This window comes from Microbacterium sp. NPDC055903, from assembly GCF_053615555.1.
This window is the reverse complement of the sequence record NZ_JBSHCA010000002.1, coordinates 98684-124505: the sequence shown is the minus strand read 5'-3', so window position 1 is coordinate 124505 and position 25822 is coordinate 98684. Positions and strand designations below refer to the sequence as shown.

General features: G+C 67.3%; 25 protein-coding genes. 5 read left to right on the top strand and 20 right to left on the bottom strand.

Features of this window, described 5'->3' with window-relative positions:
• The first annotated feature begins 35 nt into the window (after nt 1–35).
• The 4 genes from qcrA to ACWGJP_RS09905 all read left to right on the top strand — a co-directional run bounded on the left by qcrA (nt 36) and on the right by ACWGJP_RS09905 (nt 3916).
• Nucleotides 36–1112 (top strand): cytochrome bc1 complex Rieske iron-sulfur subunit, encoded by a 1077-nt coding sequence (gene qcrA, locus ACWGJP_RS09920; RefSeq protein WP_452329629.1) that lies wholly within the window; start codon nt 36–38, stop codon nt 1110–1112.
• Nucleotides 1109–2923: a cytochrome bc1 complex cytochrome b subunit gene (qcrB, locus tag ACWGJP_RS09915; RefSeq protein WP_452329628.1), complete on the top strand. Its 1815-nt coding sequence runs from the start codon at nt 1109–1111 to the stop codon at nt 2921–2923. The genes qcrA and qcrB overlap by 4 nt, the downstream gene beginning before the upstream one ends.
• 65 nt (nt 2924–2988) lie before the next feature.
• Nucleotides 2989–3396 carry a RidA family protein gene (locus ACWGJP_RS09910; protein WP_452329627.1) on the top strand — a complete coding sequence of 136 codons (408 nt, stop codon included), beginning with the start codon at nt 2989–2991 and terminating at the stop codon, nt 3394–3396.
• Nucleotides 3397–3496: 100 nt separating this feature from the next.
• Nucleotides 3497–3916, top strand: a complete 420-nt coding sequence (locus tag ACWGJP_RS09905) for a rhodanese-like domain-containing protein (protein WP_452329626.1) — start codon at nt 3497–3499, stop codon at nt 3914–3916.
• Nucleotides 3917–3973: 57 nt separating this feature from the next.
• On the opposite strand, the gene ACWGJP_RS09900 is transcribed toward ACWGJP_RS09905, so the two are convergent.
• From ACWGJP_RS09900 to ACWGJP_RS09880, 5 genes are all read right to left on the bottom strand, one after another.
• Nucleotides 3974–4408: a cytochrome c oxidase subunit 4 gene (locus tag ACWGJP_RS09900; protein ID WP_452329625.1), complete on the bottom strand. Its 435-nt coding sequence runs from the start codon at nt 4406–4408 to the stop codon at nt 3974–3976.
• Between the two features lie 2 nt (nt 4409–4410).
• Nucleotides 4411–6156 carry an aa3-type cytochrome oxidase subunit I gene (ctaD, locus tag ACWGJP_RS09895; RefSeq protein ID WP_452329624.1) on the bottom strand — a complete coding sequence of 582 codons (1746 nt, stop codon included), beginning with the start codon at nt 6154–6156 and terminating at the stop codon, nt 4411–4413.
• Nucleotides 6157–6161: 5 nt separating this feature from the next.
• Nucleotides 6162–7064, bottom strand: coding sequence for an aa3-type cytochrome oxidase subunit II (ctaC, locus tag ACWGJP_RS09890; protein ID WP_452329623.1), 903 nt, complete (start codon nt 7062–7064; stop codon nt 6162–6164).
• 96 nt (nt 7065–7160) lie between these two features.
• On the bottom strand, nt 7161–7526 hold the full coding sequence (erpA, locus tag ACWGJP_RS09885; protein ID WP_452329622.1) for an iron-sulfur cluster insertion protein ErpA: 366 nt from the start codon (nt 7524–7526) through the stop codon (nt 7161–7163).
• A 72-nt stretch (nt 7527–7598) separates the two neighbouring features.
• Nucleotides 7599–9014: a M20/M25/M40 family metallo-hydrolase gene (locus ACWGJP_RS09880; RefSeq protein WP_452329621.1), complete on the bottom strand. Its 1416-nt coding sequence runs from the start codon at nt 9012–9014 to the stop codon at nt 7599–7601.
• Nucleotides 9015–9059: 45 nt separating this feature from the next.
• Here ACWGJP_RS09880 and ACWGJP_RS09875 point away from each other — a divergent pair, with 45 nt between their 5' ends.
• Nucleotides 9060–9629, top strand: a complete 570-nt coding sequence (locus ACWGJP_RS09875; protein WP_452329620.1) for a DUF3043 domain-containing protein — start codon at nt 9060–9062, stop codon at nt 9627–9629.
• 6 nt (nt 9630–9635) lie between these two features.
• Here ACWGJP_RS09875 and ACWGJP_RS09870 read toward each other — a convergent pair whose 3' ends face one another.
• The 15 genes from ACWGJP_RS09870 to murC all read right to left on the bottom strand — a co-directional run bounded on the left by ACWGJP_RS09870 (nt 9636) and on the right by murC (nt 25784).
• Nucleotides 9636–10658 carry a quinone-dependent dihydroorotate dehydrogenase gene (locus ACWGJP_RS09870; RefSeq protein ID WP_452330361.1) on the bottom strand — a complete coding sequence of 341 codons (1023 nt, stop codon included), beginning with the start codon at nt 10656–10658 and terminating at the stop codon, nt 9636–9638.
• Nucleotides 10659–10668: 10 nt separating this feature from the next.
• Nucleotides 10669–11145, bottom strand: a complete 477-nt coding sequence (gene nrdR, locus ACWGJP_RS09865; RefSeq protein WP_452329619.1) for a transcriptional regulator NrdR — start codon at nt 11143–11145, stop codon at nt 10669–10671.
• Between the two features lie 19 nt (nt 11146–11164).
• Nucleotides 11165–12484, bottom strand: coding sequence for a histidinol dehydrogenase (hisD, locus tag ACWGJP_RS09860; protein ID WP_452329618.1), 1320 nt, complete (start codon nt 12482–12484; stop codon nt 11165–11167).
• Between the two features lies 1 nt (nt 12485).
• Entirely contained in the window at nt 12486–13718 is a 1233-nt protein-coding gene (locus ACWGJP_RS09855) for a hypothetical protein (RefSeq protein WP_452329617.1), read from the bottom strand.
• 126 nt (nt 13719–13844) lie between these two features.
• The gene (dnaE, locus tag ACWGJP_RS09850; RefSeq protein ID WP_452329616.1) at nt 13845–17363 is read right to left on the bottom strand and encodes a DNA polymerase III subunit alpha; all 3519 of its coding nucleotides are present in this window, start codon (nt 17361–17363) and stop codon (nt 13845–13847) included.
• A gap of 99 nt (nt 17364–17462) precedes the next feature.
• The gene (locus ACWGJP_RS09845; RefSeq protein ID WP_452329615.1) at nt 17463–18050 is read right to left on the bottom strand and encodes a GNAT family N-acetyltransferase; all 588 of its coding nucleotides are present in this window, start codon (nt 18048–18050) and stop codon (nt 17463–17465) included.
• Between the two features lie 166 nt (nt 18051–18216).
• Entirely contained in the window at nt 18217–19137 is a 921-nt protein-coding gene (locus ACWGJP_RS09840) for an RluA family pseudouridine synthase (protein ID WP_452329614.1), read from the bottom strand.
• Between the two features lie 2 nt (nt 19138–19139).
• On the bottom strand, nt 19140–19823 hold the full coding sequence (lspA, locus tag ACWGJP_RS09835; protein WP_452329613.1) for a signal peptidase II: 684 nt from the start codon (nt 19821–19823) through the stop codon (nt 19140–19142).
• Between the two features lie 9 nt (nt 19824–19832).
• Entirely contained in the window at nt 19833–20426 is a 594-nt protein-coding gene (locus ACWGJP_RS09830; protein ID WP_452329612.1) for a DivIVA domain-containing protein, read from the bottom strand.
• A gap of 172 nt (nt 20427–20598) precedes the next feature.
• On the bottom strand, nt 20599–20910 hold the full coding sequence (locus tag ACWGJP_RS09825; protein ID WP_452329611.1) for a YggT family protein: 312 nt from the start codon (nt 20908–20910) through the stop codon (nt 20599–20601).
• A 3-nt stretch (nt 20911–20913) separates the two neighbouring features.
• Entirely contained in the window at nt 20914–21384 is a 471-nt protein-coding gene (locus ACWGJP_RS09820) for a cell division protein SepF (RefSeq protein ID WP_452329610.1), read from the bottom strand.
• 46 nt (nt 21385–21430) lie between these two features.
• The gene (locus ACWGJP_RS09815; RefSeq protein WP_452329609.1) at nt 21431–22123 is read right to left on the bottom strand and encodes a YggS family pyridoxal phosphate-dependent enzyme; all 693 of its coding nucleotides are present in this window, start codon (nt 22121–22123) and stop codon (nt 21431–21433) included.
• The gene (ftsZ, locus tag ACWGJP_RS09810) at nt 22120–23268 is read right to left on the bottom strand and encodes a cell division protein FtsZ (RefSeq protein ID WP_452329608.1); all 1149 of its coding nucleotides are present in this window, start codon (nt 23266–23268) and stop codon (nt 22120–22122) included. Before ftsZ ends, ACWGJP_RS09815 begins: the two co-directional genes overlap by 4 nt.
• Nucleotides 23269–23459: 191 nt before the next feature.
• The gene (locus tag ACWGJP_RS09805; protein WP_452329607.1) at nt 23460–24380 is read right to left on the bottom strand and encodes an FtsQ-type POTRA domain-containing protein; all 921 of its coding nucleotides are present in this window, start codon (nt 24378–24380) and stop codon (nt 23460–23462) included.
• Nucleotides 24381–24383: 3 nt separating this feature from the next.
• A complete protein-coding gene (gene murC / locus ACWGJP_RS09800; RefSeq protein WP_452329606.1) occupies nt 24384–25784 on the bottom strand; it encodes a UDP-N-acetylmuramate--L-alanine ligase in 1401 nt (466 codons plus the stop codon).
• Between the last annotated feature and the right edge of the window lie 38 nt (nt 25785–25822).

Below are 25822 nucleotides of genomic sequence, written 5' to 3'. Positions count from 1 at the left end.
CGAAATACATCGAAGAGGAACGTACGAGGAGCACCATGGCACACGACGACGACTCGCAGGCTCTTGACAGGGCCTACCAGCCCTCTCCTGGGCTGGGTGTCGCAGTCAGCGACCCCGTGCAGAACCCGGGGCTGCCGCCGCACCGCGAGCGGATGACGGACAAGGACCCCGCAGCCGAGAAGCGCGCGGTCCGCACGGTCTACACGCTGTTCTACCTGTCGCTCGCCGGCTCCATCTGGGCCGTCGCCGCGTACATGCTGTTCCCGATCGAAGACCAGTCGCTGCTCTCGATCCGCTACAACAACCTCTTCATCGGCCTCGGCATCGCGCTCGCCCTCCTCTCGCTAGGCCTGGGCGCCATCCACTGGTCGAAGGCGCTGATGAGCGACAAGGAGCACATCGAGCACCGCCACCCGACCCGCGGCAAGGATTCCACGCGCGAGGCGGCCATCAAGGCGTTCGCGGATGCCAATGAGGAGTCCGGCTTCGGGCGACGCACGATGATCCGCAACTCGCTGTTCGCGGCGATCGTCGCCTCGATCATTCCTGGCGTCACGCTGTTCCGCGGCCTCGCGCCGCACAGCACCCCGGACGACCCGACGGCGGGCGACCCGGTCGCGCTGCTGAAGCACACCATGTGGGATAAGGACGTCCGTCTCGTCCGCGACCCCGACGGCACGCCGATCCGCGCAGCGGATGTCACCCTCGGCTCCGCCTTCCACGTGATCCCCGAGCCCCTCGCGACGCTCTCGCACCACGACGGCTACCTCGAGGAGAAGGCCAAGGCGATCGTTCTGATGATGCGCCTTCGCCCCGAGCAGCTCATCGAGTCCGAGGAGCGCAAGGACTGGTCGTACGACGGCATCGTCGCGTACTCCAAGGTCTGCACCCACGTCGGCTGCCCCGTCGCCCTGTACGAGCAGCAGACCCACCACCTGCTGTGCCCCTGCCATCAGTCGCAGTTCGACGTGACCGACCACGCCAAGGTCATCTTCGGCCCCGCCGCGCGTCCGCTGCCTCAGCTGCCGATCACGGTGGACGCCGAGGGCTACCTCGTCGCACGCAGTGATTTCGAAGAACCCGTCGGCCCGAGCTTCTGGGAGCGCCATTGAGCACCGCAACGCTGTCCAAAGAGGACAACAAGGACACCAAGGCGCCGCTGGGCGGACGCTTCGTCGGTGCGGCCTCGAACTACATCGATGAGCGCACCAGCCTCTCCGGCTTCGTCAAGGAGCTCGGACGCAAGATCTTCCCCGACCACTGGTCGTTCATGCTCGGCGAGATCGCGCTGTGGAGCTTCGTCGTCGTGTTCCTCTCCGGAACCTTCCTGACGTTCTTCTTCCAGGCATCCATGGTCGAGACGCACTACACGGGTGCGTACGCCCCGATGCGCGGCATCGAGATGTCCGCAGCGCTCGAGTCGTCGCTGCACATCTCCTTCGACCTGCGCGGTGGTCTGCTGGTCCGCCAGATCCACCACTGGGCTGCTCTCGTCTTCGTCGCCGGCATCGGCGTGCACATGCTGCGCGTGTTCTTCACCGGTGCGTTCCGCAAGCCCCGTGAACTGAACTGGGTGATCGGCTTCGTGCTGTTCGTCCTGGCGATGGCCGAGGGCTTCACCGGCTACTCGCTCCCCGACGACCTGCTCTCGGGCAACGGCCTGCGCATCATCGACGGCATGATCAAGGGCATCCCGCTGATCGGCACCTGGACGTCGTTCCTCATCTTCGGCGGCGAGTTCCCCGGTACCGACATCGTCGGTCGTCTGTACACGCTGCACATCCTGATCCTCCCGCTTCTGGTGATCGCCCTGATCGTCGTCCACCTGATGCTGATGATCATCAACAAGCACACGCAGTTCGCGGGCCCCGGCCGCACGAACGACAACGTCGTCGGCTACCCGATGATGCCCGTGTACATGTCCAAGATGGGCGGCTACCTGTTCATCGTCTTCGGCACGATCGTGCTGATCGCGACGTTCTTCCAGATCAACCCCATCTGGAACTACGGCCCCTACGACCCGTCCCCCGTCTCGGCCGGTACTCAGCCGGACTGGTACATCGGTTTCGCCGACGGCGCCCTGCGTCTGGCTCCCTCCAACTGGGACATCGTGTTCCTCGGCCACACCTGGTCGTTCGGAATCCTGGTGCCGGTCGCCGTCCTCGGTCTCTTCATCGTCGCCGTCGCCATCTACCCCTTCCTCGAGGCGTGGATCACCGGCGACAAGCGCGAGCACCACATCGCCCAGCGTCCGCGCAACGCCGCGACGCGGACGGGCATCGGTGTGGCCGGCGTGATCTTCTACGCCGTGCTCTGGGCCGCCGCCTCGTCCGACCTCATCGCCACGCACTTCATGCTCACCATGGAGGGTGTCATCCACACGCTCCAGGCGCTGCTGTTCGTCGGCCCCGTGCTCGGATACTTCATCGCGAAGCGGATCGCCATCGCGCTGCAGAAGAAGGATCGCGAGATCGTGCTGCACGGCTACGAGTCGGGACGCATCGTCCGACTCCCCGGCGGCGAGTTCATCGAGGTGCATCAGCCGGTCGACGTCTACGACCGTTGGAAGCTCATCGATGTGGACGGCTACGAGCCCCTCGTCGTACGCCCGAACGCCAAGGGCCGAATCCCGTGGACCGAGAACCTGCGTTCGTCCATCTCGCGCTGGTTCTTCGAGGACCGCCTCGCTCCGCTCACGCAGGCCGACATCGATGAGGCCGATGCTCACCAGCATCACGTGACGGCGCACAACGAGGAGACCGAGGCCGAGGAGATCCGGGCGGCGCACGAGCGCGCCGGCGCTCCGGACGCCCCGCTCGTGGCTACGGAGACGCACGTGAGCGAGACGGCGAACACGCCGAGCACGGTCGTCGCGACCGAGCCGGTGAAGAAGCCCAAGAAGAAGTCCGAGGACGGCGAGTAACGACGCCCCTCCCCTGGCCCCGACGTGTTCGCGCGTCGGGGCCTTCTTCGTAGCATTGGAGCCCCATGTCATCCGTTGTCCAGTTGATCAGGTCTGACTCTCTCGCCGCCGCACCGTACGCCTACGCGGCGTCGGCTCCGGCGGACGCACGCCTCGTCTTCCTCGCCGGCGCCTGTCCGCTCGATGACGAGGGCATCGTCGTCGCTCCTGGCGACTACGCCGCGCAGGCCCTGCGTTGCGTCGCCACGCTGCGCATGGCGCTCGATGCGGCAGGAGCCCGCCTGACCGACGTGATCAGCACACGCGTCCTCGTCGCCTCGTCGAAGCGCGACGACCTCGTCGCAGCCTGGGATGTCATCGCAGACGCCTTCGGCACGCATGATGTCCCGAGCACCTTGCTGGGAGTCACCGTGCTCGGATACCCCGAGCAGTTGGTCGAGATCGAGTCCATCGCCGCTGTGCGCGGGTCCTGATCGCACCAGCCAGAGCCCGCCCTCGCCGCATGGCGGGAATCGACGCATCCTCGACCGACGGACAGCGGCCCCCGACCGACTGGCACCCTAGGCTCGGATCATGATCGAAAGTGCTGACTACTTCGCCGCCCGGCTCGCCTACGAAACCGATGCCAGTGATCTTTACGCCCGCCAGAAGGCCGGCGAGGCGGTCGTGGTCGTCGATGTCCGTTCCGACGAGGCATGGGCGCAGGGGCGCATCGCAGGAGCCGTGCACATGCACTACAGCGAGATCGCTGCGCGCGCCCCGAAGGAGATTCCGGCCGATGCCGACGTCGTCGTCTACTGCTGGAGTCCTGGCTGCAACGCCGGCGTCAAGGGCGCGCTCGAGTTCGCGAAGCTCGGCTACGCCGTGCGGGAGATGATCGGCGGGTTCGAGTACTGGGTGCGGGAAGGCTATCCGATCGCGGATGCCGACGGCATCCATCGCCGCCCGATCGACCCGACCACCGGTGTCCCCTACGTCCGCAGAACCACCTGACGACGGATACGAGAACGGCCCCCGGAGATCTCCGGGGGCCGTTCTCATGTGTTCGCGTCAGCGAGCGAAGTTGCCGCGGTAGTACTCGTAGACCCAGCCCACGATCGCGACCACGAAGATCGCCAGACCGATCGGGAGCAGGAAGTGCCCGACGGCCAGTCCGATGATGAAGATCGCCGCGGAACCCGCGAGGACGATCGGCCACCACGACCAGGGGCTGAACTCGCCGAGCTCAGGGTCCCCGTCGTCGATGTCGCTGGTGAGGATGTCCTCCGGCAGCTCACCGCCCTGAGCGTTGTGCGTGCGGCCCAGGTACCATGCCACCATCGCGCCCATGAACGTCGAGAAGACGAGCGCCACGGTGCCGACCCACTCGATCGCGAGGACGAGCTCGCGATCCTGGTGGGCCAGGATGTTCCAGCCGGTGTACACGACGGCCATGAGGCCGAAGAACGCGGTGAGCACCCACCACAGGATGATGTTGTCGCGCATGATTACTTGGCCTCTCCGTTCGCCCCGGCGAGAGCCGGCTCAGGTGCCGCGACCGGGTGCTCCGCCGCCTCGGGGTGGTTGAGGTCGAACGCGGGACGCTCGCTGCGGATGCGCGGGATCGAGGTGAAGTTGTGACGCGGCGGCGGGCAGCTCGTCGCCCACTCCAGCGATGCGCCGTAGCCCCACGGGTCGTTCACCGTGACCTTCGGAGCCTTGCGCGCCGTGATCCAGACGTTCAGGAAGAACGGGAGCATCGAAGCGCCGAGGATGATCGCACCGATGGTCGAGACCTGGTTCTGCCACGTCCAGCCGTCAGCCGCCGAGTAGTCGGCGTAGCGGCGGACCATGCCGTCGACACCCAGCCAGTGCTGGATGAGGAACGTCATGTGGAAGCCGATGAACAGCATCCAGAAGTGCACGTAGCCGAGGCGCTCGTTGAGCATCCGACCGGTCCACTTCGGCCACCAGAAGTAGAAGCCGGAGAACATCGCGAAGACGACCGTTCCGAACACGACGTAGTGGAAGTGTGCCACGACGAAGTAGGAGTCGCTCAGGTGGAAGTCCAGCGGCGGCGCCGCGAGGATCACACCGGTGAGGCCGCCGAAGACGAACGAGACGAGGAAGCCGAGCGCGAAGACCATGGGCGTCTCGAACGTCACCGATCCTCGCCAGAGCGTTCCGATCCAGTTGAAGATCTTCACACCGGTCGGCACGGCGATGAGCATCGTCATCAGCGCGAAGAACGGCAGAAGCACCGAACCGGTGACGTACATGTGGTGGGCCCAGACGGCCACCGACAGCGCCGCGATGGCGATCGTCGCGTAGATCAGCGTCTTGTAGCCGAAGATCGGCTTACGGCTGAAGACCGGGAAGACCTCGGAGACGATGCCGAAGAACGGCAGCGCGATGATGTACACCTCAGGGTGGCCGAAGAACCAGAACAGGTGCTGCCACAGCAGGACACCGCCGTTGGCCGGGTCGTAGATGTGCGCACCGAGCACGCGGTCGGCACCGGCGGCGAAGATCGCGGCCGCGAGGACGGGGAACGCCATCAGGATGAGCAGGCTCGTGATGAGCGTGTTCCAGGAGAAAATCGGCATGCGCCACATCGTCATTCCGGGAGCGCGCATCGTGATGATCGTCGTGATGAAGTTGACCGCACCGAGGATCGTTCCGAAACCGGAGATTCCGAGGCCCAGCATCCAGAGGTTTCCGCCCGCGCCAGGCGAGAAGGAGGCGTTCGCCAACGGCTGGTACGCGAACCATCCGAACGACGCCGCGCCCTGCGGGGTGAGGAAGCCGGCCACGGCGATCGTGGAGCCGAAGAGGAAGAGCCAGAACGCGAAGGCGTTCAGACGCGGGAACGCCACATCCGGTGCGCCGATCTGCAGCGGCAGGATCGCGTTGGCGAAGCCGGCGAACAGCGGCGTCGCGAACATCAGCAGCATGATCGTGCCGTGCATCGTGAACAGCTGGTTGTACTGCTCCTTGGTGGGGATGATCTGCATCCCCGGAGCGAACAGCTCTGCACGGATGATGAGGGCCATCACACCGCCGAGGAGGAAGAACAGCACCGACGCGATCAGATACATGTACCCGATGGTCTTGTGGTCAGTGGAGGTGATCCACTTGACGATGATGTTGCCCTTCTGCTCGACGCGGGAGGAGCTCAGCAGAGCTGCCTGACGCGCCGGCATGGCGGTGGGGCGGGAGGCGTGGGAGTCGCCTGCGGCAGGGGTGGTCGACATGAGGATTACTCTCCCTCTTCCTCGGTGCCCTCGGACTGCGATCCAGTCCCCGGGGCGTTCGTCAGACGGTCGTACGCGTCGTTGATGTCTCCGGTGTTGCCCTTGCCACGGAGCTCCTCGACATAGGCGTCGTACTCCTCCTGCTCGACGACCTTGACGTTGAAGAGCATCATCGAGTGGTACTCGCCGCAGAGCTCGGCGCACTTGCCCTCGTACTCGCCGACACGCGTCGGGATGAAGGACCAGGTGTTGTCCTTGCCGATGTACATGTCCTTCTTGTAGAGGAAGTCGATGATCCAGAAGGAGTGGATGACGTCGCGCGACTGGAGGTGGATGGTGACCTCCTGGTCGACCGGCAGCACCAGCGTGGGCAGCTGCTCCTGGTCGAGGTTGCCGTCCTTGTCGGGCTGGGCCTGGATGCCCATGGTCCACACGGCGTCGGAGAGGTCATCGTCCTCGCCCGCGTACATGAAGTCCCAGGACCACTGCTTGCCGATCGCGGTGATCTCGACGTCGGGGTCCTCCCACTGCGTCTCGATCGCCGCCTGGTCGCGGGCGGTGAAGAAGAACATGCCCAGCACGAGCAGCAGCGGCACGATCGTGTAGAAGATCTCGATCGGCATGTTGTAGCGCATCTGCACCGGCAGGCCGGTCTGACCCTTGCGACGGCGGTACGCGATCGCGGCCCAGGCCATCAGGCCCCAGGTGATGACGCCGACGGCGAGGAGGACGATCCAGGACGTGGTCCACAGACCGGAGACGCGCTCGGTCTGGTTGGTGGCGGCCGTGCCGTCCTCGAAGCCGGGGAGGAAGCCGTGGAGTTCGGTCTGCGAGCATCCCGCAAGAGCCACGGTTGCCGCGATTCCCAGAGGAATAGCGGCCCAACGAAGGCGGCGTTTCGAGGGCACGATGCACCTTTCAGATTGCGGACAGGGCACACCCAAGTCTAGGGCAACCTCACACCTGATTCATGCCAACCACGCAGGTTGGCGGGGCCTGCGGGCTCAGTGGAAGCTGTCGCCGCAGGCGCAGCTGCCCGCTGCATTGGGGTTGTCGATCGTGAAGCCCTGCTCCGAGATCGTGTCCTTGAAGTCGATGGATGCGCCGTCCAGGTACGGGACGCTCATGTTGTCGACGATGACCTCGACGCCGTCGAAATCGACCGTCTCATCGCCGTCGAGGTAGCGCTCGTCGAAGTAGAGCTGGTAGATCAGGCCGGAGCATCCGCCGGGCTGCACGGCGACGCGCAGGCGCAGGTCGTCGCGGCCCTCCTGCTCGAGGAGGTTCTTGACCTTCGTCGCGGCAGCGTCGGTCAGCTTGACGCCGTGGGCGGCTGCGGTCTCGGGGGTGCTCAGTGTGGTGTCGCTCATCTCACTCCTTGTGCCGGGCCGTGCGCGCACGGCGATATCGGAATTCTACCGCCGTGCGCAGCTCGGAGGGCCTCAGCGGCGCAGGGCGTTCATGCGGGTGAGCAGCAGCGCCTCCGTGCGGACGGCGTTGCGGAAGGTGTCCAGGTGCAGGGACTCGTTCGGGCTGTGCGCCTTGGAGTGCGGATCCTCCACGCCCGTGACGAGGATCTGCGCGCCGGGGAACTCTCGCACGAGATCGGCGATGAAGGGGATGGAGCCGCCTATTCCCAGATCGATCGGGTCCTTGCCGTAGCCGTCGCGCATCGCACCTCGGGCGAGTTCGACGGCCCAGCCGTCGGTGTCGACGAGGAAGCCGTCTCCGAGGTCGACGTCGGAGAACGACAGCTGGGCACCGAACGGCGCGTGCGCGCGCAGATGCTGCTCGAGCGCCGAGTACGCGTCCGTGCTGGACTGGCCGGGAGCGACGCGTGCGCTGATCACGACGGAGATCTGCGGAGAGAGCGTGTTCGATGCCGCATCGACAGACGTCGCGTCGACGCCGATGACGGTGATCGAGGGCTTGTTCCAGATCCTGCTGAGGATGCTGTCCCGTCCGATCGGGCTGACCCCACCGGGGAGCCCCGCCTCGTCGCGCAGCGTCTCTTCCGTGTACACGGGGGTCTCGGCATCCCGGACGGCCAGCCCCTCCACGGCGACCGCGCCGTCCGCGTCCCACAGCGAATCGAGCAGCCGGATGGTGGCGAGCATCGCGTCCGGCACGGCACCGCCGAACATGCCGGAGTGCGAGGCGTGCTCGAGCGTCCTGATGGTCAGGGTGAAGCGCACGGCGCCGCGCAGCGAGACGGTAAGACCCGGCGTCTCGGCATCCCAGTTGCCCGAGTCGGCGACGACGATCGCGTCCGCACGGAGCGCGTCCTTGTTGTCGCTGAGGAACTGGCCGAACGAACGGGAGCCGTACTCCTCCTCCCCTTCGATGAAGAGCGCGATCCCCAGATCGAGGTCGTCTCCGACAGCGTCGGCGACCGCGCGCACCGCTGCGATGTGCGTCATGACGCCTGCCTTGTCATCTGCGGCGCCGCGACCGTACAGACGCCCGTCCCGCACGGTGGGCTCGAACGGCGGCGTCTCCCAGAGCGCGTCATCCCCGGGAGGCTGCACGTCGTGGTGCGCGTACAGCAGGATCGTGGGTCGGGAGTTCCTGGCCGCGCGCGTCGCGAGGATCGCGGGCTGGCCCACCTCATCCGTCCCGGGGATCGCGGCGCGGAGCACGCGGACCTCGTCGAACACACCGGTCTCCTCGGCAAGACGCGCGATCTCATCGGCGCTGCGCTCGAGCTGGATCTGGTCGAAGGACGGCCACGCCATGCCGGGGATGCGCACGAGGGCGCCGAGATCGCCGAGCGCGCGAGGCAGACCCGTCGCGGCCGACTCGAGCACGGCCTCTTCGAGAGCGGGATCTACGGGGACCTGAGAATCGGGAGACGTCATGCAGGTAATCTTAAGGCGAACCCGCTTGTACGACTGAGGAGCCCTGTGGCCAGTTCGACCCCAGAGAAGAACGACGACGCCGTCGAGACGCCGAGCACCGGCAAGGGGCGGGCCACGCCCTCCCGCGCCGAGCAGGAGGCCGCGCGTCGGCGCCCGCTGGTCGCGAACACCAAGGAGGCGAAGGCCGCCGCACGCGCTCACCTCGCCGAGCAGCGCGAGCGCGCTCGTGTCGGCATGGCGAACGGCGAGGACAAGTACCTGCCGGTGCGAGACAAGGGCCCGCAGCGGCGCTGGGTCCGCGATTACGTGGATGCCGGTTGGCACCTCTCCGAGTGGATCATGGCGCTCATGGTCATCGTCATCATCGCCTCGCTGTTCTCCGAGGCTGTGCCGCTGATCTCGTTCTACGCGTTCGTCGGGCTCTGGGCCTACTTCATCCTCGCGATCCTCGACATGGTGCTGCTCTCGCGACGCGTCAAGAAGAAGGCCGCGGCGAGGTTCGGCAAGGACAAGCTCGAGAAGGGCCACGGCTGGTACGCCGCGATGCGAGCACTGCAGATGCGCTTCATGCGCCTGCCGAAGCCGCAGGTCCGTCGCGGGCAGTACCCGGCCTGACCCCGGTCAGCGCCGGCGCAGCCCGCGGTTGATCTGGCGGCCCCAGAGGGGCCCGCGATACAGGAATGCCGTGTAGCCCTGGACGAGGGTCGCACCGGCATCCAGCCGCGCTCGCACGTCGTCCGCCGTCTCCACTCCCCCGACGGAGATCACGCAGAACTCCGGGGGAACCGCACCCCGGACGATCCTGAGCACCTCCATGGAGCGCTCGCGCAGCGGCGCTCCGGACAGCCCGCCGGCGCCGGCGGCCTCGACCTTCGCGGGGTCGGTCGTCAGGCCGTCCCTGCCGATCGTGGTGTTGTGCGCGATGATCCCGGCGAGCTCTTCGGCGACGGCGAGCTGCGCGATCGCCGCGATCTCCTCGTCCGGCAGGTCGGGCGCGATCTTGACGAGCAGCGGCGTGCTCCCTGCAGCGGCCTTGACCGCGCGAAGGAGAGGCGCCAGTGTCTCGACAGCCTGCAGACCGCGCAGTCCAGGGGTGTTCGGCGAGGAGACGTTGACGGCGAGATAGTCGGCCAGAGGCGCCAGCGTCACCGCACTGGCGACGTAGTCCGACGTCGCGTTCTCGACGTCGACGACGCGACTCTTGCCGATGTTGACGCCGATGACGGTGTTCGGCTTGCGCTTGCGGAGCCTTGCAAGCCGCGTCGCCGCAGCATCGGCTCCGGCATTGTTGAAGCCCATCCTGTTGATGACGGCACGATCGGGGATCAGCCGGATCAGCCGGGGCTTCGGGTTCCCGTCCTGCGGGATCGCCGTGATGGTGCCGACCTCGACATGCCCGAATCCGAGGGCTGCGAGCCCGCGCACGCCGACGGCGTTCTTGTCGAACCCGGCGGCGATGCCGAACGGCGAAGGGAACTCGAGGCCGAGCGCCTTGACGGTGAGATCGGGATCCGGCCTCGTCAGGGCGGCGGTCGCCCAGGAGAAGGGCGGTACGCCGAGCACCCGGATCACCGCCATGCCTGCGTGGTGGGCGAACTCGGGATCGAAGCGCGCGAGGACGGCGCGGAAGAGCAGCGGATACATCCCTGCCAGATTACCGGTCGGCGTCGTCCCTCTCGGCACGGTCATGATCGGCACGGAGGTCGGTGATCGCGCTCTCGAAGTCTTCCAGCGAGTCGAAGGCCTGGTAGACGCTCGCGAAGCGCAGGTAGGCCACCTCATCCAGCTCGCGCAGAGGACCGAGGATCGCCAGTCCGATCTCGTTCGCCTCGAGCTGGGAGACGCCGGTCTGCCGCACGGCCTCCTCCACGCGCTGCGCGAGCACGGCGAGGTCCGAGTCCGTCACGGGGCGCCCCTGACACGCCTTGCGCACACCGGAGATCACCTTCTCCCGACTAAACGGCTCCATCACGCCAGATCGCTTGATGACATTCAGGCTGGCCGTCTCCGTCGTGGAGAAGCGACCGCCGCACTCGGGACACTGCCGACGACGACGGATCGAGAGACCGTCGTCGCTCGTGCGCGAATCGATGACGCGGGAGTCCGGATGCCGGCAGAAAGGACAGTGCATGGTGCTTCAGCGTACCCGCTCAGGCGCCGCCGGCCTCCGAGGCGAATCGCGCCTCGACGGCTTCGCCGTGTGCGGGAAGGATCTCGGCCGCTGCGAGGGCGACGACGCCGGCGCGGACTTCGGCGAGGGCGGCGTGGTCGTACTCGATGACCTGCTGGGGCCGGAGGAACGTGTATGCGCCGAGGCCGGAGGCGTATCGCGCCTGACCGCCCGTGGGCAGCACGTGGTTGCTCCCCGCCATGTAGTCGCCGAGGCTGACCGGGGTCTGGTCGCCCACGAAGACCGCGCCGGCGCTGGTGAACCGCGAGGCGGCCGCTGAGGCGTCCGCGATGTGAAGTTCCAGGTGCTCCGGGGCGTAGGCGTTGCTGAAGGCCTCGGCCATCGCACGGTCGTCGACGAGGACGATCGCCGACTGCTCTCCACCCAGGGAGACGGCGACGCGCTCAGCGTGGCGCGTCCGTGCGGCGCGCTCGTCGATCTCGGCGGCGACGCGCTCGGCGAGCAGCGGCGAGTCCGTGACGAGCACCGCTGACGCCTGCTCATCGTGCTCCGCCTGGCTGATGAGGTCTGCCGCGATGAGGCGCGGATCGGCGGACTCATCGGCCACGATGAGGATCTCGGTGGCGCCGGCCTCGGAATCGGTGCCGACGACGCCGGCCACAGCCCGCTTGGCCGAAGCGACGTAGTTGTTGCCAGGGCCGGAGACCACGTCCACCGGGTCCATCCCCAGCGAGGCGACGCCGTAGGCGAGCGCCCCGATCGCACCCGCCCCTCCGATGGCGTACACCTCGTCGATCCCGAGAAGACCTGCCGCCGCCAGGATCGTGGGGTGCACGCGTCCGCCGTATTCCGCCTGCGGCGGCGACGCCAGCGCCACGTCGACGACACCGGCCACCTGTGCCGGAACGACGTTCATGACGACGCTCGATGACAGCGGGGCCTTGCCTCCCGGGATGTACACGCCGGCCCGGGAGACCGGCTGCCAGCGCTGCGTGATCACGGCGCCCGGCCCGATCCGCGTGGTCTGCGGACCGGGGACCTGCGCCGCCGACCCACGGCGTACGCGCGCGATCGCGGTCTCGAGGGCTGACCTCACCTCTGGATCGACGCCTTCCAGCGCTTCGGCGATGTGCTCCGCCGGTACGCGGATGGCGTGTCCGGAGACGCGGTCGAAACGCTCCGCCTGCTCGCGGAGCGCCTCCTCGCCGCGGGAGCGCACGTCGTCGACGATGCGCATGGCCGTCTCCAGCGCCTCGGCTCTGGCCTGCGCGGCGCGAGGCACGGCGGCGAGCATGTCGGCGGGCGAGAGCTCGCGCCCCCGCAGATCGATGGTTCGCACGTCAGCCCTTCGTGATGTCTGCGATGTCGTGGAGGTAGCCGATCCGGCCGTCATCATGCCGGACGACGAATGCCCCGCCTCTGTCCTCGATGACGAGCGCCCAGGCCGTCGGACCGATGCGGAAGATCGGCTCCCCGCGCTCGTCCACGACGTCTCGCTCGGTCGGTGCGAGCGCCCAGAACGGCTGAGCAGGCGACGACGGCGTGCGGGGATTCGTCGCGTCCACGTCGAGCACGTGCGTCGATGTGTCTTCGGCGATCGCCACGACCGGCTCCTGGATCTCTTCGAGGACGGGCTGGTCGCCCGTCTCGCCTGCCGGCTCGAACCCGAGCTCGGCGATGGCCTCCGGAGCATCCAGGTCGTCGACGACTCGGCTGTCGTCCGCATCCGTATCGTCCACTGCGCGCCGGGAGCGTCGCGCGTACGCCGGGGCGTACTCCTCGTCGGACGAGGGCGAGGATGCTCCGAGTTCTCCTCCGGATGCGTGCGCGGAGAGCGGGACCTGCTCGGAGAGATCAAGGCGCGGGATCTCGTCCGTCGCATACCGGATAGCGAGATCGTCTTGATCGGCCGGCGCGTCCTGCGAGAGCGGCTCGTGGGCCGCGGCAGCAGGGGCGACAGCCTTGGGCTCACGCGGTCGAGGGATCACGGGACGCACGGGATTGGCGCTGCGATGCGCCAGGGTCTCGAGACGACCACGGAAGTCTTCGCGGATGCCCGGGACGAAGGGGGCGAACACCGTCAGGACGACGAGGGCGAGCATCGTCACCACCTGCACCCACGGCACCCAGGCGACCGGCGCCGCACCGGAGGACATGGCTGCCCCGATGTAGGCCCACAGCAGCTGGATCCAGTAGACCGTGGCCACGGAGAACGCGACGGACGCGAACTGATCGATCCCGAGGGACCCGACGCGACGGATGCCATCGGGTGAGAAGCGTCGAAGCACGATCAGGAACACCGCGGCGGTGGGCACCCCGATCGGCAGAACCCACTGCACTCCGTTCCAGATCGAGGAATCCGCGACACCGAAGAGGGGGAAGAAGGAGGTCACGAAGGCGACCAGCCAGACACCGACGATGATCAGCTCACGCAGCGTGAAGCCGAGAATCCCGAACTCGGGGGCGACCTGGTCCTCGTAGAGGACGTCACCGTCGTCGACGCCGACCGGGGTGGTCTCGACAGCCGGATCGACGGACACCGCCGGATCGTCGTTCGGGTACGGGGAGCTCATGCACGTTCCTTTCGTCGCAGCGCGGGGCAACAGAATCCGCGCGCCTAACGCGTCCCGATCCTACTCGGCTGGGCCGGGAGCGACCTTCACCGCGGCAGGATCCTCACGGGTTTCTCATCAACGGCGTCAGCCGAGACAGGCGGGGCCCAGCAGCGATTTCAGGTCGCCGAAGAGATCAGCGGACACCGATACGGGCATCGGGACCTCGAAGACCTTGGCCGTGCGCCCTCTGTGGACGCGGAGCACCACTTCGGTATCGCCGTGATGGCGGCGCAGGACGTCGGCGAGGTCGTTCATCACCCTTTCGGTCGCACGCTGCTCCGCGACGAGGAGGGACAGCGGCCCGGCCGCGTCGAAGGATCCCACGTCCGGCGCGAACGCGGACTGCGCGTGCAGATTCAAACCGTCGTCCCGTCTGGATACACGCCCTCGGACGGCGAGGATGGCATCCTGCTGGAGGACGTGCTGGAACTCCGTGTACGTCTTCCCCATGAACATCACCGTCACCTCGCCGTTGAAGTCCTCGACCGTGATCATGCCGTACGGGTTTCCGCTCGCCTTGGCGACGCGGTGCTGCACGCTCGTGACGAGACCCGCGACCGTGACCTGATCGCCGTCCTGCATGTCCTCGGAGTTGTTGAGGTCGTGGATCGAGATCGATGCGTGCTTGGCGAGGGGCACCTCGAGCCCGGCCAGCGGATGGTCGGAGACGTAGAGTCCGAGCATCTCCCGCTCGAACGCGAGCTTGTCCTTCTTCGTCCACTCCGGCCGATCGGGGACCTTCGCCGGAGCCGCCTCCTCGAGGTCGTCGTACAGGCTGTCGAAGTCGAAGCCGATGGCACCCTGCGCCTCGTTGCGCTTGCGGTCGACGGCCGCCTCGACGGCATCCTCATGGATCTCCAGCAGTGCGCGACGGGTGTCGCCCATCGAGTCGAAGGCGCCGGCCTTGATGAGGGACTCCACCGTGCGCTTGTTGGCGACGTGCAAGGGGACCTTGCCGAGGAAGTCGTGGAACGAGGAGAAGGTCTCCTTCTTCCTGGCCTGGATGATGCCCTCGACGACGTTGCTGCCGACGTTGCGCACCGCGCCGAGTCCGAAGCGGATGTCCTCCCCGACTGCGGCGAAGAAGTTGATGGACTCCCCCACATCCGGCGGCAGCACCTTGATGCCCATGCGCCGGCACTCGTTGAGGTAGAGGGCCATCTTGTCCTTGGAGTCGCCGACGCTGGTGAGCAGCGCCGCCATGTACTCGGCGGGATAGTGCGCCTTGAGGTACGCGGTCCAGTACGAGACGAGCCCGTATGCGGCGGAATGCGCTTTGTTGAAGGCGTAGTCGGAGAAGGGCAGCAGGATGTCCCAGAGCGCCTTGATCGCTCCTTCGCCGTAGCCCCGCTCGATCATGCCGTCGTGGAAGCCCTCGTACTGCTTGTCGAGCTCGGACTTCTTCTTCTTGCCCATCGCGCGACGGAGGATGTCCGCCTGGCCGAGACTGAACCCCGCGACCTTCTGCGCGATCGCCATGACCTGCTCCTGATAGATGATCAGGCCGTAGCTGATGTCGAGGATGTCCTTCAGCGGTTCCTCGAGCTCAGGATGGATCGGGGTGACCGGTTGCAGACCGTTCTTGCGCAAGGCGTAGTTGGTGTGGGAGTTCGCTCCCATCGGCCCAGGGCGGTACAGGGCGATGACGGCCGAGACGTCTTCGAAGTTGTCCGGCTTCATGAGGCGCAGGAGCGACCGCATCGGTCCACCGTCGAGCTGGAACACGCCCAGGGTGTCACCGCGGGTGAGGAGCTCGTATGCGTCCTTGTCGTCGAGCTCGAGGTGCTCGAGATCGAGCTCCTCGCCCTTGTTCATCCGGATGTTGTCGAGCGCGTCGGAGATGATCGTGAGGTTTCGCAGCCCGAGGAAGTCCATCTTGATGAGACCGAGCGTCTCGCACGACGGGTAGTCGAACTGGGTGACGATCTGGCCGTCCTGCTCACGGCGCATGATCGGGATGATGTCCAGCAGCGGCTCGGACGACATGATGACGCCGGCGGCGTGCACGCCCCACTGACGCTTCAGACCCTCAAGACCGAGGGCGCGGTCGAAGACCGTCTTGGCCTCGGGATCGGTCTCGATGAGAGCCCGGAACTCGCTGGCCTCCTTGTAGCGCTTGTGCTCGGGGTCGAACATGCCGCCGAGCTCCATGTCCTTGCCCATGACCGCCGGCGGCATGGCCTTGGTCAGCCGCTCCCCCATGCTGAACGGGAAGCCGAGCACGCGTCCGGCATCCTTCAGCGCCTGCTTGGACTTGATGGTGCCGTAGGTGACGATCTGGGCGACGCGTTCGGACCCGTACTTCTCGGTCACGTAGTCGATGACCTCGCCGCGGCGGCGGTCGTCGAAGTCGACGTCGAAGTCGGGCATGGAGACACGGTCGGGGTTGAGGAAGCGCTCGAAGATGAGGCCGTGCTCGAGCGGGTCGAGATCGGTGATCTTCATCGCGTAGGCGACCATCGAGCCCGCACCGGAACCACGGCCGGGGCCGACGCGGATGCCGTTGTCCTTAGCCCAGTTGATGAAGTCGGCGACGACGAGGAAGTAGCCGGGGAAGCCCATCTGCAGGATGATCCCGGTCTCGTACTCCGCCTGCTTGCGCACCTTGTCGGGGATGCCGTTCGGGTAGCGGTAGTGCAGCCCCTTCTCGACCTCCTTGATGAGCCAGCTGTCCTCGGTCTCCCCGTCCGGCACGGGGAAGCGGGGCATGTAGTTGGCCGAGGTGTTGAACTCGACCTCGCAGCGCTCGGCGATGAGCAGCGTGTTGTCGCACGCCTCGGGGTGGTCCCGGAACATCTGGCGCATCTCAGCGGCGGTCTTGATGTAGTACCCGTCGCCGTCGAACTTGAAGCGATTCGGATCGTCGAGCGTCGACCCCGACTGCACGCACAGCAGCGCCGCGTGCGCGTCTGCTTCGTGCTGGTGCGTGTAGTGCGAGTCGTTCGTGGCGACCAGCGGGATGCCGAGATCCTTGGCCAGGCGCAGGAGGTCGGTCATCACCCTTCGCTCGATGGACAGGCCGTGATCCATGATCTCGGCGAAGTAGTTCTCCTTGCCGAAGATGTCCTGGAACTCGGCGGCTGCAGCGCGTGCCGCGTCGTACTGCCCAAGACGGAGCCGGGTCTGGATCTCGCCGGACGGGCAGCCCGTGGTGGCGATGATCCCCTTGCCGTAGGTCTGCAGCAGCTCGCGATCCATGCGGGGCTTGAAGTAGTAGCCCTCCATGCTCGACAGCGAGCTCAACCGGAAGAGGTTGTGCATTCCCTCGGTCGACTGGCTCCACATCGTGGTGTGCGTGTAGGCGCCCGAACCGGAGACGTCGTCGCTCTTCTGATCCGGCGATCCCCACTGCACGCGGGTCTTGTCGCTGCGATGCGTTCCGGGAGTCACGTAGGCCTCGAGGCCGACGATGGGCTTTACCCCCGCGTTCTTGGCCGCGTTGTAGAACTCGAAGGCCGCGAAGGTGTTGCCGTGGTCGGTCACTGCGATCGCAGGCATGCCGTAATCGGCCGCCGCCTGGGTCATCGCGGTGATCTTGGCCGCACCGTCCAGCATCGAGTACTCGCTGTGCACGTGGAGGTGGACGAAGGAGTCGGATGCCATGCTTCGAGTCTACTTTCGGCATCCGACACCGGCGCCCGCCGCTCACGGTGCTTCATCGATGACCGAGGACGCTGTCCTGCCTCTGAGCCCGGATGCAGTTCACGCTTCGTCGTCCGCGCGGAGATCGAGCCGCATCAGCACCCGGCGAAAGCCGTCGAGCACCGAGCCGGTGTCGGCTGCCTTCACGAATCCAGCGGCCTCGAACAGAGCACGGGTCCCCACGTACGCCATCGTGAGATTCACCTTCGCGCCGACGTTGTCGACAGGGTAACCCTCGACCGCCGGTGCCCCGCGCTCGCGCGCAGAGGCCACTGCTCCCTGGATGAGGGCGTGCGAGACACCCCGCTTGCGATATCCAGGCCGAACGCGGAAGCACCACAGCGACCAGACATCGAGATCATCGACGTGCGGGATGAGCCTGTTGCGCGCGAAGCTGGTGTCACGCCGCGGGTGCAGCGCCGCCCAGCCGACCGGCTCGCCGTCGAGATAGGCGATCACCCCAGGCGGCGGATCGTGATCGCACAGCTCACGGACACGGGCGGCACGATCGGCACCGCGCAGCGCGACGTTCTCCTTGTTCCCGATCCGATAGCTCAGGCAGAAGCACACGTTCGACGTGGGCTTCTTCGGCCCCACCAGCGTCGCGACGTCATCGAACACCGTCGCGGGACGCACCTCGATGCTCATGCCCCCAGTGTGGCGCAGGCATCCGACATCCGCAGTTCGGTCACGTCTGGGGCGACCTGTGGCTATGCCGGGCCGCCCGACGCGTGATCTGTCGGCGGCGCCGGTCGCGAATCGGCAGGGTCTCGACAGCGCAAGCCGCCCGACGCGTGACCGAAACGCAGCGGGCTCAGTCGCCGCGCAACATCTCCAGCGCCCCGGCCAGATCGGCCGGATAGTCCGAGGCGAACTCGACCCAGTCCCCCGTCGCGGGGTGCTCGAACGCCAGGCGATGCGCGTGCAGCCACTGCCTGGTCAGCCCCAGCCGAGCCGACAGCGTCGGATCCGCGCCGTAGAGCGGGTCGCCGACGCAGGGATGCCGGTGAGCGGCCATGTGCACGCGGATCTGGTGGGTACGTCCGGTCTCGAGGTGGATCTCGAGCAGCGATGCTCCAGGGAACGCCTCGAGCGTCTCGTAGTGCGTGACCGAGTCCTTGCCCGTCGGGATGACGGCGAACTTCCACGAGTGATTCGGATGGCGACCGATCGGCGCATCGATCGTTCCCGCAAGAGGATCGGGATGCCCCTGCACCACAGCGTGATAGATCTTGTCGACGGTCCGCTCCTTGAACGCCCGCTTGAGCACCGTATAGGCGTGCTCGGTCTTGGCGACCACCATGAGGCCGCTGGTGCCGACGTCGAGCCGGTGGACGATGCCGGCGCGCTCCGGCGCTCCACTGGTCGCTATGCGGAACCCCGCTGCGGCCAGAGCGCCGAGGACGGTCGGTCCCTCCCATCCCAGCGACGGATGTGCGGCGACACCGGTCGGCTTGTCGACCACGACGATGTCGTCGTCATCGTGGATGATGCCCAGTTCCGGCACCTCGACCGGGATGATCCTCGGCTCCTCCTTCGGGCGCCATTCGACGCTCAGCCAGGATCCGGCGCGAAGGCGATCCGACTTGCCGATCGTCGCGCCGTCCATGCTGACGCCGCCGGCCTCGGCGACCTCGGCGGCGAACGTCCGCGAGAATCCGAGCATCTTCGCCAGCGCCGCATCGACGCGTACGCCGTCGAGCCCGTCAGGAATGGGCAGAGTACGGGAATCCACGATCAGGATGCCGCGCCGGAGGGCGCTTCCCGATCGAGGCGGTCGTCGGATTCGGCGACGTCTGCGCCCTCCGCATCCACGGCCGAACCGTCAGCGTCATCCGCGATGTCCGCGTCGACGGCCTCGGCGTCCTGCTCCGCGGCGGCTGCGGCTTCCTTCTCCGCCTCGACGTGATCACTCTCGCGGGTACCGTCGAAGCGCAGCCCGAAGGCGATCAGCAGGGCGACCGAGATCATGCCGGAGACGATGAAGATGTCGGCCACGTTGAAGATTGCCGGCATCATCCACGGCATCGAGATCATGTCGACGACATGTCCCATGCCGAAGCTCGGCTCCCGGAAGAGGCGATCGGTGAGATTGCCCAGCACTCCCCCGAGCAAGGCGCCGAGCACGACCGCCCAGAGCCGGGACCGGAGCCCGAACGCCTTCCAGACGATGATTCCCGCGACGACGGCGAGGGCGATCGTGAAGATCCAGGTCACATCGCTGCCCAGGGAGAATGCTGCTCCCGAATTGCGGATGTAGTACCACTGCAGGAAATCCCCGAGAACAGGCACAGGCTGCTTCTCGGGCAGGTTCTCGATCGTGAGGTGCTTCACGTACTGATCGGCGGCCAGCACGACGATCGCGAGAATCGCGACGATCGCGCCGGCCGCCGACCGACGAAGGGGACGGCGTCCTGACAAGAGGGCGCCTTACAGGCCGATCGCGGAGACCGGCGTGGAGTCCGTGGACGCCGACTTCTCGTCGAGGTCACGGAGCTGACCCTCGATGTACCCGCGCAGCTGTGTGCGGTAGTCGCGCTCGAACGTGCGCAGCTCGGTGATGCGGGCCTCGAGCGTGTTGCGCTCGCGCTCCAGACGGGCCGACTCCTCGCGCTGCTTGGCTGCCGCCTCGCTGCGGATCTTCTCGACCTCGGTCTCCGCCTCGGCAATGAGCTGCTTGCGCTTGGCCTCACCCTCGGCGACGTGCTCGTCGTGCAGACGCTGCGCCAGCTCGATGATGCCTGCGGTGGCCGTGGTGGAACCAGTTGCGTCCGGCGTCGTCGTGGCGACGGGAGCCTGAACCGGAGCGGGAACCTCGGCGACGGTGGCCGGGGCGGGAGCAGCCTGCTCGCCCGACTCGAAGGCCGCGAGCTTCGCCTTGAGCTCCTTGTTCTCCTCGATGACCTTGCGCCACTCGACGACGATCTCGTCGAGGTAGTCATCGACCTCGTCCGGGTCGAAGCCGTCCTTGAAACGGACGTGCTGGAACTGCTTGGTGACGACGTCATCCGGGGTCAGTGCCATGGGTGGCTCCTCTTTCGATGAGTTCGGTTGCCAGTTTTTCGACTATGGCGCGGTGTTGATCAGGTGCGTACCCGGGGCGCGCACCTGGGAGCCAAGCATAGCCCCCGTAGGTGGGAGCCGCGACGCGAAGGGGTCGGCGCGGCGGGACGTCGACGGGGCGGATCGAGCGCGATCACACCGCCGCCAAGGCGATGAACCGGACGATCGACATGAGGATCAGCACGACGAGCATCGTCAGCGTGAAGCCGAAATCCAGGGACAGCCCGCCGATACGCAGTGGCGGGATGATGCGCCGAAAGAATCGGATCGGCGGGTCGGTGACGGTGTAGACGGCTTCAGCGGCGACCAGCCCAAAGCCCTTGGGACGCCACGACCGGTTGAAGATCGGGATGTAGTCCAGGATCAGACGCGCAAACAGCACGAAGATGTACAGCAGCAGCGCCAGGTGGACGATGCCCGCGATGACGGAGACCAGCGAGCCCACGGGTCAGGCGTGATCGAAGCCCGCGGACTCGGCGTCCGCGTGCGCGATACCCCCGTGACCCGAGACGGCGATGTTCTCCGGCGACAGCAGGAAGACCTTGGAGGTCACCCGCTCGATGCGGCCGTAGAGGCCGAGCGAGAGGCCGCTCGCGAAGTCGATCAGACGCCGAGCTTCTGCGTCGGACATCTGGGAAAGATTGATGATGACCGGCACGCCCTCGCGGAAGCTCTCAGCGATGAGCTGGGCATCGCGGTACTGCTTCGGGTGCACGGTGAGGATCTCGTTCACTGCTCCTCCGGCCGGCTGACGCACGGCGGTCGGGCGACGCAGCGGAGTGATCGGCGCGGGAGCCGGCTCCTCGACGTCGCGGTCGCGGTGCGCACGGGCGGGCGTCTGAGGCGTCTGGTCCTCGTAGACCTCTTCCTCGTCGGCGAGGCCGAGATACACCATGGTCTTCTTCAGCGGGTTGCCCATCGTGTCCTCCGGTGTTCGAACGTCTGGGGCTGGTCTTGCATCGAGGTTATCCCTGCGGAGGGCGGGGACCCGTGATTGCGGAGCCGATCCGGAGGTGTGTCGCGCCGACGGCGATCGCCTCGACGAAGTCCGCGGTCATACCCGCCGAGATCCAGGTGGCGTCCGGATGCTGCGCGCGCACCGTGTCGGAGACCTGGCGCAGGCGGGCGAACGCGGACGCCGGCTCCTCGTCCAGGGGCGCCACGGCCATGACCCCCCGCAGCCGGAGCGAATCCAGCTCCGCGATCGCGTCGGCCAGCGCCGAAGCTTCATCAGGGCGAACTCCGCCTCGTCCGGCATCGTCTGTGAGGTTGACCTGCAGAAGCACGTCGAGGATGCCAGGGCCGTCCGCCGCCCTGTGCAGCGCCACGGCGAGCCGCTCACGGTCGACGGAGTGCACGGCATCCGCGCTTCGGCGGATCGCGGCCGCCTTGTTCGTCTGCGCCTGACCGATGAAATGCCAGCGCAGGGCGGTGACCGCGCCCGCATCGGCCGAGAGCTCATCCCGCTTGGCGGTGAGCTCCTGCTGGCGGTTCTCACCGACATCGGTGACGCCGAGCGCGGCGAGCTCCCGCACGAGCGACGCCGGATGGAACTTCGTCACGACGATCCGCGTGATCTCCGAGGCATCCCGGCTCGCTGCGCGCGCGGCGTCGGCGATCTGCTCATCGATCGCCGACAGCCGCGCCGCGAGCGTCACTTGAGAAACTCGGGGATGTCGAGATCCCCGTCGTCCACGAATGCGGGCTCGATGCTGCTCGTCACCGAGATCGGCGCGATGGTCTCGGTCTCCGAAGGCTTCTCCGCAGATGAGGCGGCCTCATCGAGGTCGTCGCGCACCTGCTCAGGAAGGCTGGCGGGGCGCGAGACGAACGTCGGGTCCAGCCGGAGCGACGGCTCGCCGCCGTCGAACCCGGCCGCGATCACGGTCACCCGCACCTCGTCGCCGAGCGTGTCGTCGATGACCGTACCGAAGATGATGTTGGCCTCGGGGTGCGCCGCCTCCTTGACGAGGTCCGCCGCATCGTGGATCTCGAAGATGCCGAGGTTCGAACCACCCTGGATCGAGAGCAGCACGCCGTGCGCACCTTCGATGGACGCCTCCAGCAGAGGCGATTCGACGGCGAGCTCTGCGGCCTTGATGGCCCTGTCGGCGCCGCGCGCGGAGCCGATGCCCATCAGGGCGGAGCCCGCACCCTGCATGACCGACTTGACGTCGGCGAAGTCGAGGTTGATGAGACCAGGCGTGGTGATGAGGTCGGTGATGCCCTGCACACCGGCGAGGAGCACCTGGTCGGCGGTGGCGAAGGCCTCGATCATCGAGATGCCGCGGTCGCTGATCTCCAGCAGCCTGTCGTTCGGCACCACGATGAGGGTGTCGACCTCTTCCTTCAGCTTCGCGACGCCGGCCTCGGCCTGACTCTGGCGGCGTCGCCCCTCGAAGGAGAACGGCTTCGTCACGACACCGATGGTCAGCGCGCCGATCGACTTCGCGATGCGGGCGACGACCGGTGCGCCACCGGTACCGGTGCCGCCGCCCTCACCGGCGGTGACGAAGACCATGTCCGCCCCCGTGAGCGCCTGCTCGATCTCCTCAGCGTGATCCTCCGCCGCACGACGACCGACCTCGGGGTCGGCGCCGGCGCCGAGACCGCGCGTGAGCTCGCGCCCGACATCGAGCTTGACGTCTGCATCGCTCATGAGCAGCGCCTGCGCATCGGTGTTGACGGCGATGAACTCGACCCCGCGCAGGCCGAGGTCGATCATGCGGTTGACGGCGTTGACGCCGCCACCGCCGACGCCGACGACCTTGATCACGGCGAGGTAGTTCTGGTTCTGGCTCATGGCCGGCCTCCGATGTGTCGAGCCTGAAATCTTCTGCTGCGGGGTGGCGAACCTTAAACCTCAACTAGAGGTATAAAGTATTTCCCGGTATTGCGTTCTCTTGATCGAAGGTATGCGCCGCATCCGCCTGCGTCGGCAATGACACGCGCGTGTCGGGGAAACTCGGTGTCCCTCGTCGACCGAAGAAGGCTTCAGCCCACGATGCCGACGCCGGGCGCCGAGACGTCGAACGAGTCCGCATCCGGGTTCGCGGCGATGAGCCCCTGCAGCGCGAGCGCCTTGAGCGCGGAGTCCTCCGCGCTCCCCCAGACCACGGTCCGACCGCCCAGGGTGAGCGAGACGGCGTCGGCCGATGCCGCCTGTACGAGCGTCAGCTGCGCGCGCAGCTCCGCCGGCAGGGAGCGCACGACGAGCCCGGCGGAGGTGAACGCGGATGAGTCCGCACCCCCCTCGATCTCGAGCAACGGCTGCCCCTCCGGCTGCGCATCGGTCGTGGACAGCACGACACCGGCCGCATCGACCAGGGTGAAGCCGGCGTCCGATCGGATCACGCCGACCGGCGTGCGCTCGACGATGCGGACGATGAGCCCGTGTGGAGGGCTCGCCTCGAGCGTGTAGGTCTCGATGAGCGGGAAGGCGAGCAGGGATGCTTTGACCTCGCTCGCGTCCACGAGCGCGAGGGGTGTGCCGACCTGGCCCGAAAGCGCAGCCTCGACGGTCGCCGGGTCGAGCGTCGACGCGCCCACGACCGTGACCTTCTCGACCGCGAACAGCGGGCTGTAGGCAGCGGCAGCGCTCCCTCCGACGAGCAGCACGAGTGCGCCCAGCACGCTCAGCCAGACGATCCGACGCCTGCGCGAGCGCTGCGTGAACCGACGGATCTCGCTCTTGAGCGCCTTCCGCCTCGCCCGAGCCGCCCGCCAGACGTCGCGCTGCGTCAGCTCCTGCGAATCGGAGGGTTGCACCGCCGCCCGCTCCGGGGCATCGAGGACGGCGATATCCGCTTCGGGTTCCCCTTGCACGTCGGCGGTGCGAGGCGCAGGAGACGCCCGCCGCGCCGGCTCGCGCTGCGGCTTCGCCTGTTCAGCGGGAAGCGGTGCGGGCCGACGCATGCCTCACTCCCCTGCGGTCCGCCGCAGAGCGCCGAGGACCTGAGGGATGATCTGGTAGACGTTGCCGCAGCCGAGGGTGATCACATAGTCGCCCTCGCGGGCGATGGATGCCGTGTAATCCGCCGCCTCCTGCCAGTCGGCGACGAAGTGGACGTTGCCCTGATCCGCGAAGGCGCCGGAGACGAGCTCCCCGGTGACGCCTGGCACCGGATCCTCGCGGGCCCCGTAGACGTCGAGCATGACGGTGTGGTCGGCACCCTGCTCGAGCACCTCGGCGAACTCGCGGTACATGTGCTGCGTACGCGAGTAGGTGTGCGGCTGCTGGATCGCGATGACCCTGCCCTCCCCCACGACCGCCCGCGCCGTCGCGAGCGCGACCTCGACCTCGGCCGGATGATGCGCGTAATCGTCGTAGACGGCCACGCCCCGCTCCGTGCCATGCAGCTCGAAACGGCGCACGGTGCCGGCGAACGCCTCGAGCGCCCGCGCCGCATCGGCGAGCGAGAAGCCGAGGGTCTGCAGCACCGCGACAGCGCCTGCGGCATTCACGGCGTTGTGCGCACCAAGCACGGGGAGCTGCAGGCGCACGGACTCCTCGCCACGGGTGAGCGTCGCCGAAACCGGCCCCGTCACGTCCACATCGCTCACGCGCAGATCGGCGTCGGGGGCGAAGCCGAACGTGATCACGTGGGAGTGGCTGAGCCCCGCCTTCACCCGCAGCGCACCCGGGTCGTCGCTCGAGATCACGACGGCCTCTGTCGCGGCATCCGCGAACCGGATGAAGGCGTCGTGGAATGCCTCGTCCGAGCCGTAGAAGTCGAGGTGATCCGGGTCGACGTTCGTGATGAGCGCGACGGCCGTGTCGTAGAGCAGGAACGTCCCGTCCGACTCGTCCGCCTCGATGACGAAGAGTTCGTCGGCACCGGAGCCGCTGGAGACTCCGAGCTGCTCGATGACGCCGCCGTTGACGAAGCTCGGGTCTGCGCCCAGCTCCCGCAGCGCCGTGATGATCATGCCGGTGGAGGTCGTCTTCCCATGAGCACCGGCGACCGAGACGAGCCGCCGCGATCCGATCAGCCAGTGCAGAGCCTGGGAACGGTGGATGACGTGCAGGCCGCGCTGCTTGGCGGTGACGAACTCGGGGTTCTCCGCCCAGATCGCGCCGGTGTGCACGACGGTGTCCGCGTCGCCGAGCTGAGCGGCGTCGTGGCCGACGTACACGGTCGCCCCGGCGGCCTCGAGGGCATGCAGCGCCGCGCTGTCAGCACGATCGGAACCGGAGACGCGGATGCCCGCATCGAGGAACATCTTGGCGAGCCCGCTCATCCCGGAGCCGCCGATGCCGATGAAGTGCGCAGCGGTGATGTCCTCCGGGATGGGGAGGGTGAGGTCAGGTCTGATCATGTCCCGTCAATCCTAAGTCGGCGTGGATGCGTGGGTGC

What these genes read in the sequence shown, in the direction of transcription:
- qcrA (WP_452329629.1), top strand. Translation starts at nt 36, where the DNA reads ATGGCACACGACGACGACTCGCAGGCTCTTGACAGGGCCTACCAGCCC.
- ACWGJP_RS09910 (WP_452329627.1), top strand. Translation starts at nt 2,989, where the DNA reads ATGTCATCCGTTGTCCAGTTGATCAGGTCTGACTCTCTCGCCGCCGCA.
- ACWGJP_RS09905 (WP_452329626.1), top strand. Translation starts at nt 3,497, where the DNA reads ATGATCGAAAGTGCTGACTACTTCGCCGCCCGGCTCGCCTACGAAACC.
- ACWGJP_RS09900 (WP_452329625.1), bottom strand. Translation starts at nt 4,408, where the DNA reads ATGCGCGACAACATCATCCTGTGGTGGGTGCTCACCGCGTTCTTCGGC.
- ctaD (WP_452329624.1), bottom strand. Translation starts at nt 6,156, where the DNA reads ATGTCGACCACCCCTGCCGCAGGCGACTCCCACGCCTCCCGCCCCACC.
- erpA (WP_452329622.1), bottom strand. Translation starts at nt 7,526, where the DNA reads ATGAGCGACACCACACTGAGCACCCCCGAGACCGCAGCCGCCCACGGC.
- ACWGJP_RS09880 (WP_452329621.1), bottom strand. Translation starts at nt 9,014, where the DNA reads ATGACGTCTCCCGATTCTCAGGTCCCCGTAGATCCCGCTCTCGAAGAG.
- ACWGJP_RS09870 (WP_452330361.1), bottom strand. Translation starts at nt 10,658, where the DNA reads ATGTATCCGCTGCTCTTCCGCGCCGTCCTCGCGCGCTTCGATCCCGAG.
- nrdR (WP_452329619.1), bottom strand. Translation starts at nt 11,145, where the DNA reads ATGCACTGTCCTTTCTGCCGGCATCCGGACTCCCGCGTCATCGATTCG.
- ACWGJP_RS09855 (WP_452329617.1), bottom strand. Translation starts at nt 13,718, where the DNA reads ATGAGCTCCCCGTACCCGAACGACGATCCGGCGGTGTCCGTCGATCCG.
- dnaE (WP_452329616.1), bottom strand. Translation starts at nt 17,363, where the DNA reads ATGGCATCCGACTCCTTCGTCCACCTCCACGTGCACAGCGAGTACTCG.
- ACWGJP_RS09845 (WP_452329615.1), bottom strand. Translation starts at nt 18,050, where the DNA reads ATGAGCATCGAGGTGCGTCCCGCGACGGTGTTCGATGACGTCGCGACG.
- ACWGJP_RS09830 (WP_452329612.1), bottom strand. Translation starts at nt 20,426, where the DNA reads ATGGCACTGACCCCGGATGACGTCGTCACCAAGCAGTTCCAGCACGTC.
- ACWGJP_RS09820 (WP_452329610.1), bottom strand. Translation starts at nt 21,384, where the DNA reads ATGGGCAACCCGCTGAAGAAGACCATGGTGTATCTCGGCCTCGCCGAC.
- ftsZ (WP_452329608.1), bottom strand. Translation starts at nt 23,268, where the DNA reads ATGAGCCAGAACCAGAACTACCTCGCCGTGATCAAGGTCGTCGGCGTC.
- ACWGJP_RS09805 (WP_452329607.1), bottom strand. Translation starts at nt 24,380, where the DNA reads ATGCGTCGGCCCGCACCGCTTCCCGCTGAACAGGCGAAGCCGCAGCGC.
- murC (WP_452329606.1), bottom strand. Translation starts at nt 25,784, where the DNA reads ATGATCAGACCTGACCTCACCCTCCCCATCCCGGAGGACATCACCGCT.